Below are 11501 nucleotides of genomic sequence, written 5' to 3' on the forward strand. Positions count from 1 at the left end.
AAAGCTGCAGAAGAAGGAAGCAAAACGATAGAAAGCATAAGTCAAGCTGTGAAAGAAGCGGTAGAAAGGACGAAAGAAAGTCAAAAAGAAGTAGAAACACTCGCAAGCAACGCCAAGAACGTACAAAGTATAGTAGAAACGATAAACTCGATAACGGAACAAACAAACCTGTTGGCACTAAACGCAGCGATAGAAGCGGCAAGGGCAGGGGAAGCGGGAAGAGGATTTGCAGTTGTAGCAGATGAGATAAGGAAGTTAGCAGAAGAATCAAGAAATGCAACGGATGAAATATCTGAAATACTAACCAACATAACGCAAGGTACGAACAAAGTAAACGAATCGACGAACAAGGTAGTAGGAACGATAGGAGAAATAAACGAAAAGATGGAGAATGTACAGAAAAGTTTCAATCGTATAAAAGAAAGGATAGAAAGGATGGACCAAGGGATAGAAAACATGACGGCAAGTGCAGAGGAACAAAGTGCGAGTGCACAAGAGATGAGCACAGCGATGGACAGGGTAGCGAAAGCTGTGACAGAAATAAGTGAACAACTAGAAAGGTCAAGAAGTGTAATAGACGAACAAGTAAAACAAGGGATAGGGATAAACGAAGAAGCGAAAGAGTTGAGTGAGTTAGCCACAGAGTTAAAAGGATTAGTTGGAAGTTTTAAGATATAAAATCATCAAAGAGACGCTATATACAAAGTTTTAGAGTTTTTAAAGACAGTACCAAAAAATATTAATAGGAGGAGAAATTTCAATTGCAAATATCTTTAAATGGAAAATGGAAGGTTTACGACAATGAAAAAGAGTTTGAGTTTGATGGAAACGTCCCTGGAACAGTACAAGGAGACCTTGTGGATTTGAATCTCATGCCTCACCCTTATGTTGGAGAAAATGAAAAACTTTTCAAAAGGTTAGAATGGAAAAATTGGATATATGAGAAAAAATTTTACATAGACGAGATAAACGACGAGCTACGTTATGATCTAGTATTAGAAGGTGTGGATACCCTTTCAAATATCTACCTTAACGATAATTTCGTTGGAGAAACCGAAGATATGTTCATAGAATACCGATTTGATATTAAAAAGCTTCTAAAAATTGGAGAAAATTCTTTAAGAATAGAGATTAAATCTCCAATAGACCTACCTAAAAGATTTGAAAAAAATTACGGAAAATTACACGCCGGCGAAGAAACCGCAAGGGTTTACATAAGAAAAGCTCAGTATTCCTATGGCTGGGACTGGGGAGCAAGAATAGCTACCAGTGGAATATACAGAGATATTTACATAGAAAGTTATAAAGATGCTAGACTTTTCGGTTCCACTGCTTTTTTAGAAAATTTAGATGGAAAAGTTAACTTTTCCGGTTACGTTGATTCCCATATTAAAGATACTAAAAACTACGAAGTAGAAATCATTTTCAATGGAAATCCAGTAATTACATTACCAGTAACCGCTAGTGTTGAAAATTACAAATTTGAAGGTTCTAAAAGAATAGAAAATTTAAAGCTTTGGTATCCACACGATTTGGGTGAAAGTTATTTATACAAAGTTGAGTTTAGACTTAAGAAAAATAAAGAAGTAATCTACAGCGAGAAAAAGAAAATAGGTTTTAGAATCGTCAGGGTAGTGAGAGAAAATGACTCAGAAGGTGAAAGCTTTATCTTTGAGATAAACGGCAGAAAAATCTTCGCCAAAGGCGCAAATTGGATCCCTGCTGAAAATATATTAAGTTGGTTAAAAGAGAGTGATTACGTTAAACTTCTCAAAATGGCGAAGGAATCCAATATGAACATGCTGAGAGTATGGGGAGGGGGCCTTTACGAAGATCCCATATTTTACAACACATGTGATGAATTAGGGATATTAGTTTGGCAAGACTTCATGTTTGCATGTGCTGAATATCCTGACCATATAGATTGGTTTAGAAAGCTTGCAAACGAAGAAATAAGACATCAAGTATTGAAATTAAGACATCATCCAAGTATAGTCCTTTGGTGCGGAAATAATGAGAATAATTGGGGCTTTGAAGAATGGGATTACAAATTGAAAGTGGATGGAAAAAATCTTGGAAATAGACTTTATTTGGAAGATTTTCCTAAAATATGTGCCCAAGAAGATCCATCGAGACTGTACTGGCCATCGAGCCCATACGGTGGCAGTAGAGCTAACTCTTCTGAAGTGGGAGATAGACATGTTTGGGAAATCTGGTCAGGATGGCAAGATTACAAATACTATACATGGGACAATTCAAAGTTCGTAAGTGAATTTGGATTTCAAGCAGCTCCAGATCCAAAAACTATTGATTTCTTTGCCGAAGATAATGAAAAAGAAATCTTTTCTCCAACGATGTTGAATCACAACAAACAAGTTGAAGGCCCAGAAAGACTCTTAAGGTTCATCAATGGACATTACGGATTGATTAGTAATTTTGATTCAATTGTTTATTTAACTCAACTCAACCAAGCGGAAGCTATTAAAACAGGAGTAGAACATTGGAGAAGCAGAAAATACAAAACAGCCGGAACTCTTTATTGGCAAATAAATGACTCATGGCCTGTTTTCAGTTGGGCTTCAATAGATTATTTTAAACGGCCAAAAGCTTTATACTTTTACACTAAAAGATTCTATAATCAATTGTTAGCGATTGCCAAAAATAAAGATGAAAAGGTCATAATATCACTGATAAACGATGGAATTAAAACCGAACTTGATTTGGAATTTCAACTTTGGTCTCTAAATGGAAAAAAACTTATGCAAAAAGAATATTCAAACATAAAAACGCCCGAAGATTCTGTAACTACTATCGATCAACTTAATATTTCCAACATTGACTTAGATAACTCCATAGCTTACTTAATTCTAAAACAAAATGGAAAAATCATAATAGAAAACCACGAATTGTTTGCAGATTTAAGAAAAAATAAATTAAACGATCCAAAGATAACATACAAAAAAGAAGGAAACAATTTGATATTGAGTTGTGAAAAACCGGCGTTGGGAGTGAACGTTAAGGTAAATGGGGAAAATTATTCTCAAGATAATTTCTTTGCTCTTTTCCCCTCCTATCCAAAAGTTCTAAATTATATCGAAGGGGAAATTAGCATAAAAAGTGCCTTTGATTATTTGTAGTTTAAAGATTTGAATTTATAAATTAAATTCCACAACATTCTTTTTAATTTTTAAAAACAAAAAAATATCTTCAACATGGAGGTGAATAGAAATGAAGAGTATTTTAGCATTGGCCTTAATAGTTTCCATTAATTTGGTTTTATTAGCAAATTCTGTATTAATTCCGCCAAATATCGACGATTCTTTCTTATACGGTAACGAACTTGTGAAGAAACCTTCGGAAGCTGGGGCTTTGCGAGTTATTGAGTATAACGGGATAAAAACTTTGGGAGATGCAGAAGGTAATCCTATTCAATTAAGGGGTATGAGCACGCACGGGCTTCAATGGTTCCCCGAAATTCTAAATGAAAATGCTTTCGCCGCTCTTGCAAATGATTGGGAAGCGAATGTAATTCGCCTTGCCATGTATGTGGGAGAAGACGGATACGCAACAGACCCTGAAACCATCAAAAAAAGAGTCATTCAAGGAATCGATCTTGCAAAGAAGTACGATATGTACGTAATCGTAGATTGGCACGTACATGCACCAGGAGATCCAACCGATCCAATATATGAGGGAGCACAGGAATTCTTTAAAGAAATTTCAGAATTGTATCCTAATGACCCTCATATCATCTATGAATTATGTAACGAACCAAATGGTATCCCAAATGATGAAACCGGTTGGCAAATTGTAAAAGATTATGCAGAACCTATTATTGAAATGCTTCGGGAAAACGGTAATGAAAACATCGTTATTGTTGGAAATCCCAATTGGAGTCAAAGACCTGATTTAGCCGCTGATGATCCAATCGATGATCAAAATACCGTTTACACCCTTCATTTTTATGCAGGTACCCATAAACCGTCACCAGATAGTTACGTAATGAAAAATGCAATTTATGCATTGAAGCACGGTGCCCCTATTTTTGTATCTGAATGGGGAACAAGCGAAGCTACCGGCGATGGTGGACCATATATAGAAGAATCAGATGAATGGCTTAAGTTTTTGAACGCCAATAACGTTAGTTGGGTTAATTGGTCTCTTACTAATAAAAATGAAAAATCTGCGGCATTTACACCATACGTATATGGTGAATCTGAAGCAACAGATCTTGATCCAGGACCTGATCGAATATGGTCACCAGAGGAACTAAGTGTTTCAGGAGAATATGTTCGTACACGTATAAAAGGTGTAGAATACGAACCAATTGACCGTTCAAATTACTACAAAACATTATGGGATTTTGATGATGGGACAACTCAAGGCTTTGTAGTAAATTCCGACAGTCCTGTCACTGATGTATCGTTGACCAATGAGGATAATAGATTAAAAATTTCTGGTTTAGATGCAAGCAATGATGTTAGCGAAGGAGGATTTTGGAACAATCTTCGTATTTCTGCGGATAATTGGGGTAACGCAGTCGATATTACCGGGGCTGGAAAAATAATGATAGATGTTATTTTAAAATCTCCTGCAACTGTTGCTATAGCAGCGATTCCCCAAGGGCCCGGAAACAATTGGTGGACTAATCCTGCTCGCGCCGTAAGGCTCGCCCCAAATGATTTTGTCAAACAAGCTGATGGAACTTACAAAGCAGTGCTAACAATTACGGCTGAAGATAGCCCGGGCTTGGAAACAATTGGCACGAGTGACACAGACAATACGATTCAAAATATTGTCCTTTTCGTAGGTACAGTTGGAGCAGATGTAATTTATTTGGATAATTTTAAGGTTTCTGGCAAAAAAATTGAAATTCCTATTATCCATGATTCGTTAGGTGAAGCAAAATTACCTTCGGATTTTGAAGATGGCACTCGTCATGGTTGGAAATGGAGTAGTGACTCAGCAGTGCAAACAGCTCTTACCATAGATGAAGCCAACGGTTCAAAAGCTTTATCTTGGGAAGTAGCATATCCTGAAGTAAAGCCAAGTGATACGTGGGCATCCGCACCACGTTTAGATTTCTGGATGGATGGCCTAAAACGCGGGGGTAAAAATTTCTTGTTTTTTGATTTTTATTTAGCTCCCGATAGAGCTTCGGAAGGAATTATTGAAATAAATTTGGCGTTTCAACCACCATTAGCAGGTTATTGGGCACAGGCAACCGATACTTATCAAATTGATCTCTCAGATCTTGATTCAGCAACTGTAACAAATGATGGCCTGTACCATTATGAGGTAAAAATAGATTTAAATTCAGTTCCCAATATTGAAGACAACACTGATTTAAGAAATATGCTTTTAATTTTTGTTGATGTGAACAGCGACTTCGCTGGAAGAATGTATATAGATAATGTCAATTTTATTGAATAAAAAAGCAAGAAAATTTTCATCTATAAGGAGATGAGTATTATGGATTTTAATTTCGATCATTTAGCAATTACAGTTTCCGATTTGGAAAAATCTGTTGGATTTTACAGAGATATTCTTGGTTTTAGAGTTTTAGGAAAGCTTGTTCAAGACAATGGGAATTTCGTAATTGTTTATCTTGATATGGGAGATAAAATACTTGAATTATTCAACTTTACAGAAAAAGGAAAATATCTAACAACTCAAAACGATAAAGACATGGGCATAAAACACTTTGCTTTTAAAGTAAAAAGTGTCGATCAAACCTTTAAATATCTAAGAGAAAAAGGTGTAGAATTCACAATGGAACCTACCAATGCCGAAGGTGGTGTAAGAATTGCCTTTTTCAAAGACCCTGATAACATTCTAATAGAGATAATTGAGGGAGAACTTAATTTAGAAACATATTAAAGGTAACTCTTGAGGTGAAAAAAATGGCAACGATAAGAGAAATCGCTAAAGCTTCAGGCTTCTCTATCGCAACGGTATCTAGAGTTCTCAGTGGAAGCGAGAACGTTACTGAAGAAACAAGAAAAAAGATTTTGAAGGTTATAAAAGAATTAGATTATACCAGAAGCCAGAGCCTAAAAGGGAGTTCGTTCAGAGGGATTGGAGTTTTGGTTCCTGACTTAAAAGCATATTATTATGGACTGATAGCTGAAGGAATAGAAGAAGTCCTTCTACGAAATCATTTAGAAATGTTCCTTTCAACATATAGGCATTCTTTGGAAAAAGAGAAAGATGCCTTAGAAGAGTTCTTCGCAAGAAAAGTTGATGGTGTCATTGTTTGCACAACTTATCAAGATGAAGAGTGTTTAGAAAAATTCATTGAAGCAGGTATACCGGTTGTTGCTGTTGATAGAGAAAACTCAGAACTGAAAATGGATATTGTCACTATAGATAATTATGACTCTTCATTGAAAATTGCAAAATATTTATACGATATGGGCCATAGAAAAGTTTTACATGTCGAAGGTCTAATGGAAGTATACTCTGCCAGGGAAAGAAAGCAAGCTTTTATGAATTTTGCACAAAAGAAAAAAGATTTTGAAGTCACCTTTATTCCTGCAGGTTTTGATGTAAAAGATGGATATATTGGTATTAAAAAATACCTTGAAAAACATGGCAAAAACTTTACAGCAATTTTTTTTGTAAATGATTGGGTAGCTTTTGGGGGGATAAAAGCGCTAAGAGAAGCTGGACTAAATTATCCTGAAGATGTTTCAATAGTTGGCTTTGATGATTCTCCCTTGGCTAAATATTTATACCCTTCCCTAACAACCATTAGACAACCTGTTTATGAAATGGGATTAAACGCAGCAAAACTTTTGATAGAAAAATTAGAAGGTAAAAATGAAAGTAAGGTGAAAAGAAGGGTTATTTTACCAACAAAATTAATAATTAGAGATTCAGTCAGAAAAATATAATTTAATGATTTTTTGATATAATTGCATTAATTACAGGGTGGGGAGCAGGGCAAAGGGTCAGAAGTTTCTTTATCCTTATGGGTGGGGAGCGGGGCAAGGGGCGCTATATATAGTTTTATGGGTTCTAAAGACATTGAGAATCATCAATAAGGAGATGATTATTATGAAAATATACATTTCATTTGATTTTGAAGGGCTTGGGGGTATTGCACAATGGAACGATGTCACAAAAAATAATAAAGATTACAAACAAACATATGCTGTTAGGCAATTAAAAGCTTTGCTAGAAGAGTTAAAAGAACATGAGATCACTTTGTCAGATTCCCATGCGGAAGGGAACAACATTCCGTGGGAGATCACAGAAGAATTCCCAAACGTAAAATTAATCAGCGGTGGAATAAGAAAATATTATATGATGACCGGTATAGATGAATCTTTCGATAGGATGATCTTTTTTGGTTACCATGCTGGAGTTGGAGAGAAATACTCTACTATGGATCATACTTATTCAAGTTCCTCTATTCATAATATTTGGATCAATAAAGTAGAAATGAATGAAACTTTAATTAATGCCGCATACGGAGGTAGTTTTGGCGTTCCATTGGCAATGGTTGTTGGGGATGATAAACTCAAAAAACAATTGAATCCATATTTTAAACATTTATACTATGTAGAAACCAAAAGATCCTTAGGCAGATACTCTGCAGAGTTTAAACCTATGAAGCAACTACTGGAAAAAATTAAAAGCACAACTAAAGAAATGATAGATAAAAACAAAGAATATTTTGATGTCTACACATTCAACTCACCCATCGAGATGATTGTTGAATTTTCTGACACTTCAAAAGCTGATATGGTGGAATCTATGCCATTAACAGAAAGAATAGATGGAAGAAATGTGAAAATAAGTAGCGACAATTATCGTGTGATTTTTGAAGCTCTTTTAGCGATAACATATATATGTGGAGCATAGAAAATAAGAGGTGATTAAAATGAGCAAAATACCAACAGATACAGCAATCTTTGCAGCGGGTTGTTTTTGGGGAGTAGAATACATGTTTAAAAAAGTCGCAGGTGTCATCGACGTAGTCAGTGGTTACACAGGTGGTTTTGTTGAAAATCCAACTTATGAACAGGTTTGTAGTGGAAAAACAGGTCATGCAGAATCTGTTTTAATTGTTTACGACCCAAACATAATAAGCTACGAATCATTAGTCAGATATTTTTTTGAAATTCATGACTTTAGCCAAGAAAATGGTCAGGGGCCAGACATTGGAGAGCAATATAGAAGCGAAATATTTTACATAAATGAAGAACAAAAAGCAATCGCAGAAAAAGTAAAAGATGAATTAATCAATAGAGGTTTAAAAATTGTAACCAAGATAACTAAAGCTTCAGAATTTTACAAAGCAGAGGATTACCACCAAAATTATTATGAAAAAACAGGAAAAGCCCCTTATTGCCACTTCAGAAGAAGGGTTTTTAAAAATGATTATATCAAATTCTTAGTGTAGAATAAGGGGAATACGTGACTTTCCTTCTGTTCATCAACCAATCGTAGATTGTTGTTTAAAAAGGCGAAGGGTATAGAAGGATATATGATGATTTTTATTTTATTATTGGTATTTCCATAATTCAAAATCTTCGATCATCGTTGAACAATCCGCCAATGAATCCTCTGCTCATGTTTCTATTTTCTCCCTTGTTCTGATACTTTGCTGCAGCGTTTATTCTGTCTGCGAGTCTTGAAAACGGAAGGCTTTGTAGATAAATAGTTCCTGGACCTTTGAGGGTTGCTATGAACAAACCTTCTCCACCAAAAAGTGCATTAGTAAAACCTCCTATAAACTGAATATCATAATTCACAGTTTTTGAAAAACCTACTACACAACCAGTATCTACTTTTAAAATTTCACCTGGTTGCAACTGTCTTTCGATTAAAGCCCCTCCAGCATGAATAAAAGCCAAGCCATGTCCTTCTAATCTTTGAAGAATGAAACCTTCTCCACCAAATAACCCGGTGCCTATCCTTTTTGTAAACTCTACTTCTATTTCTATACCATTTGCTGCACATAAAAAACTGTCCTTTTGGCATATAAAAGTCCCATTGAACTCTATCAAATCGATCGGTACAATTTTACCGGGATAGGGAGCACCAAAAGCAACATGCCCTTTGCCTTCCCCGCTTTGTACAAAATTTGTTATAAAGAAGCTTTCTCCGGTCATCATCCTTTTCAAGCCTCTGAAAAGACCTCCACCTGTGTTGGTTTGCATAACTATTCCCTCTTCCATATACATCATAGCCCCAACTTCAGCCCTAATACCTTCACCTGGGTCAAGCTCAATTTCCACTAATTGCATGTCATCACCATAGATTTTGTAATCTACCATATCAGCCATTTTCTAAATCCTCCTTAAATTTCAAAATTTTTGAATTTTTGTCTTTAGAAATTTTGAAAACTCGATATATAGCGCCCTTCCCCCGCTGCCCGCCCATGAGGAAAAAGGAACTTTACTCCTTTGCCCCACAGCGATTTTGATTCTTTCATATTATAAATTATTTGTACAAAAAATTAAATATAGAACTTATTAAATGGTCTTGATTTTTATTTTTTTTGTGATATAATATTAGTGGTAATTTAAAGAAAATTAATTAACAGAATGAGTGCCGAGGGCTTTTCGCCCTCGAGCTTTTTTATAAAAAATATTTTTTGGAACGAGAGGGGTGAATACCATGTTAACCAACAAAGAAATTAAACAGTTAATATGGGAAAAAGCCGATAATGTTGCTTCTAAGTTGGGTCTTGAAATTTTTGATATTTTAATTAAAGGTAGTAATAAAAATAAAATTCTAGAGGTTGTGATCGATAAGGCAGACGGATACGTGTCCATAGGAGATTGTGAAAGGTTTTCCAAAGCCTTTGACCCTTGGCTAGACGAAATTGACCTCTTTGACAAGAGTTATGAGTTAGTAGTTAGTTCCCCTGGACTTGATAGAAAATTAAGAGGCAAAGCAGATTACGAAAGATTCAAAGGAAAATTAGCAAAATTCATTTTAAAGGGGAAAGAGACGAAACATCCTGTAGTAATTGGTTATATTGACGATATATTGGAAGATCAAATTAAAATTACTGAAAAAGATTCTGGAAAATTATTTAACATCGATTTAAACGAAATAGACAAAGCCAATTTAGAAATTGAATTGTAAAATTTGAAAGATATGGGAGGTGTAGAACATTGAACTTAAACCTATTAGAAGCTTTAGACGCCTTGGAAAGAGATAAAGGTATAAGTAGGGACTCGTTAGTTGATATTATAGCTAAATCTATTAAAAGTGCGTACAAAAAAAATTATGGAGCAAAAAACGTTGAAATTGAAATTGATAAAAATCTAACAAAATTGAATGTTTATCAATTATGGAAAGTCGTTGAAACAGTTGAAAACCCTAAAGAAGAAATTTCTTTGGAAGAAGCTAAAAAAATTAATCCAAAAATAGAAATAGGTGAAATGGTAAGAAAAAAGATCAATCTTAAAAAGGATTTTAGGCGAGTTGCCGCTCAAACAGCTAAACAAGTGATACTTCAAAATTTGAAGGAATTGGAAAAGAAAAACTTGTTTGATAAATACGTAGCTTTAAAAAATAGGATTTCAACCGCTGAAATAATTAAGGTTAGTGATGAATATATTGACATCAGAATAGGAAAATTAGAGACTAAACTCCCTATGAAAGAGACAATTCCTGGAGAAACTTTTAAAAGCGGAGAACTTGTAAAAGTCTACATAAAAAACATTCAAAACACATCAAAAGGCCCAAAAATTATGGTTTCAAGAACTGTACCTGAACTCATTACAGAACTACTATCATCTATCGTACCAGAGATAGAAGAAGGTATCATAAAAATTGTAAAAATAGTCAGGGAACCCGGAATACGGACTAAAGTAGCTGTTGTCAGTTCCATGCCTGGAGTTGATCCTGTAGGTGCTTGTATCGGTGAAAAAGGTTCAAGAATCAGTGAGTTACTGAAAGAATTAAAAAATGAAAAAGTAGATATTATAGAATATTCAGAAGATCCTAAAATTTTTATAAAGCATGCTCTTGCCCCTGCTGAAGTAAAAAATATAATTCTTAACGAAGATGAAAAAACTGCTTTTGTTTACGTCCCAGAGAATCAACTTTCTTTAGCTGTGGGAAAGGGAGGGCAAACTGCTAGATTAGCAGCAAAGATTACTGGATGGAAAATTGATATTCACTCATTAAAATAAGTGAAAAAAATACCGCATCAGTCAATTAGATGCGGTATTTTTTTAGGGGTGAGAAATACAAATAGGTCATAATTATTACTTTAAAAAAAAAGGAAGGGGGCGATACCTACTCTCACACGTCAAAGCGTACTACCATCGGCACGATACGGCTTAACCGTCAGGTTCGGTATGGTTCTGGGTGTTTCCCGTATCGTTATCTTCACCCCCTATTACTCATTCACAAGTGCATAGAGTTTCGTCCAAAGCCTCGGGCTATTAGTACCGCTCGGCTCAATACTTCTCAGTACTTACACCTGCGGCCTATCTACGTCTTGTTCTCAAACTGCCCTTACCTCTCTCGAG

10 protein-coding genes and 2 rRNA genes are annotated in these 11501 nt (G+C 35.2%); 9 read left to right on the top strand and 3 right to left on the bottom strand.

Annotated elements, in window-relative coordinates; translation table 11 throughout:
* The 7 genes from X925_RS07460 to msrA all read left to right on the top strand — a co-directional run.
* On the top strand, positions 1-678 hold a 678-nt coding region (locus tag X925_RS07460; RefSeq protein ID WP_233187760.1), incomplete at its 5' end, for a methyl-accepting chemotaxis protein.
* A gap of 83 nt (positions 679-761) precedes the next feature.
* A complete protein-coding gene (locus X925_RS07465) occupies positions 762-3137 on the top strand; it encodes a sugar-binding domain-containing protein (RefSeq protein WP_121959595.1) in 2376 nt (791 codons plus the stop codon).
* A gap of 91 nt (positions 3138-3228) precedes the next feature.
* Positions 3229-5433: a carbohydrate-binding domain-containing protein gene (locus tag X925_RS07470; RefSeq protein WP_121959596.1), complete on the top strand. Its 2205-nt coding sequence runs from the start codon at positions 3229-3231 to the stop codon at positions 5431-5433.
* Positions 5434-5472: 39 nt separating this feature from the next.
* Positions 5473-5880, top strand: coding sequence for a VOC family protein (locus X925_RS07475; RefSeq protein ID WP_158245440.1), 408 nt, complete (start codon positions 5473-5475; stop codon positions 5878-5880).
* Positions 5881-5903: 23 nt separating this feature from the next.
* Entirely contained in the window at positions 5904-6896 is a 993-nt protein-coding gene (locus X925_RS07480; RefSeq protein WP_121959597.1) for a LacI family DNA-binding transcriptional regulator, read from the top strand.
* 163 nt (positions 6897-7059) lie between these two features.
* Positions 7060-7869: a M55 family metallopeptidase gene (locus tag X925_RS07485; RefSeq protein ID WP_121959598.1), complete on the top strand. Its 810-nt coding sequence runs from the start codon at positions 7060-7062 to the stop codon at positions 7867-7869.
* A gap of 19 nt (positions 7870-7888) precedes the next feature.
* Positions 7889-8410: a peptide-methionine (S)-S-oxide reductase MsrA gene (msrA, locus tag X925_RS07490; RefSeq protein ID WP_121959599.1), complete on the top strand. Its 522-nt coding sequence runs from the start codon at positions 7889-7891 to the stop codon at positions 8408-8410.
* A 121-nt stretch (positions 8411-8531) separates the two neighbouring features.
* On the opposite strand, the gene X925_RS07495 is transcribed toward msrA, so the two are convergent.
* The gene (locus X925_RS07495) at positions 8532-9296 is read right to left on the bottom strand and encodes a TIGR00266 family protein (RefSeq protein ID WP_103065869.1); all 765 of its coding nucleotides are present in this window, start codon (positions 9294-9296) and stop codon (positions 8532-8534) included.
* A 334-nt stretch (positions 9297-9630) separates the two neighbouring features.
* On the opposite strand from X925_RS07495, the gene rimP reads away from it, so the two are divergent.
* Positions 9631-10104 (top strand): ribosome maturation factor RimP, encoded by a 474-nt coding sequence (gene rimP / locus X925_RS07500; protein ID WP_121514652.1) that lies wholly within the window; start codon positions 9631-9633, stop codon positions 10102-10104.
* Between the two features lie 29 nt (positions 10105-10133).
* Positions 10134-11159 carry a transcription termination factor NusA gene (gene nusA, locus X925_RS07505; protein ID WP_012208368.1) on the top strand — a complete coding sequence of 342 codons (1026 nt, stop codon included), beginning with the start codon at positions 10134-10136 and terminating at the stop codon, positions 11157-11159.
* Positions 11160-11253: 94 nt separating this feature from the next.
* On the opposite strand, the gene rrf is transcribed toward nusA, so the two are convergent.
* Positions 11254-11366 (bottom strand): 5S ribosomal RNA (rrf, locus tag X925_RS07510).
* Between the two features lie 27 nt (positions 11367-11393).
* Positions 11394-11501 (bottom strand): 23S ribosomal RNA (locus X925_RS07515); the annotation flags it as partial.

Origin of the sequence: Petrotoga sp. 9T1HF07.CasAA.8.2, from assembly GCF_002895585.1 — a bacterium.
Taxonomy (GTDB): domain Bacteria; phylum Thermotogota; class Thermotogae; order Petrotogales; family Petrotogaceae; genus Petrotoga; species Petrotoga mobilis.

Coding starts and splice junctions, on each gene's coding strand:
- X925_RS07470 (WP_121959596.1), top strand. CDS start 3,229: ATGAAGAGTATTTTAGCATTGGCCTTAATAGTTTCCATTAATTTGGTT.
- X925_RS07475 (WP_158245440.1), top strand. CDS start 5,473: ATGGATTTTAATTTCGATCATTTAGCAATTACAGTTTCCGATTTGGAA.
- X925_RS07480 (WP_121959597.1), top strand. CDS start 5,904: ATGGCAACGATAAGAGAAATCGCTAAAGCTTCAGGCTTCTCTATCGCA.
- X925_RS07485 (WP_121959598.1), top strand. CDS start 7,060: ATGAAAATATACATTTCATTTGATTTTGAAGGGCTTGGGGGTATTGCA.
- msrA (WP_121959599.1), top strand. CDS start 7,889: ATGAGCAAAATACCAACAGATACAGCAATCTTTGCAGCGGGTTGTTTT.
- X925_RS07495 (WP_103065869.1), bottom strand. CDS start 9,296: ATGGCTGATATGGTAGATTACAAAATCTATGGTGATGACATGCAATTA.
- rimP (WP_121514652.1), top strand. CDS start 9,631: ATGTTAACCAACAAAGAAATTAAACAGTTAATATGGGAAAAAGCCGAT.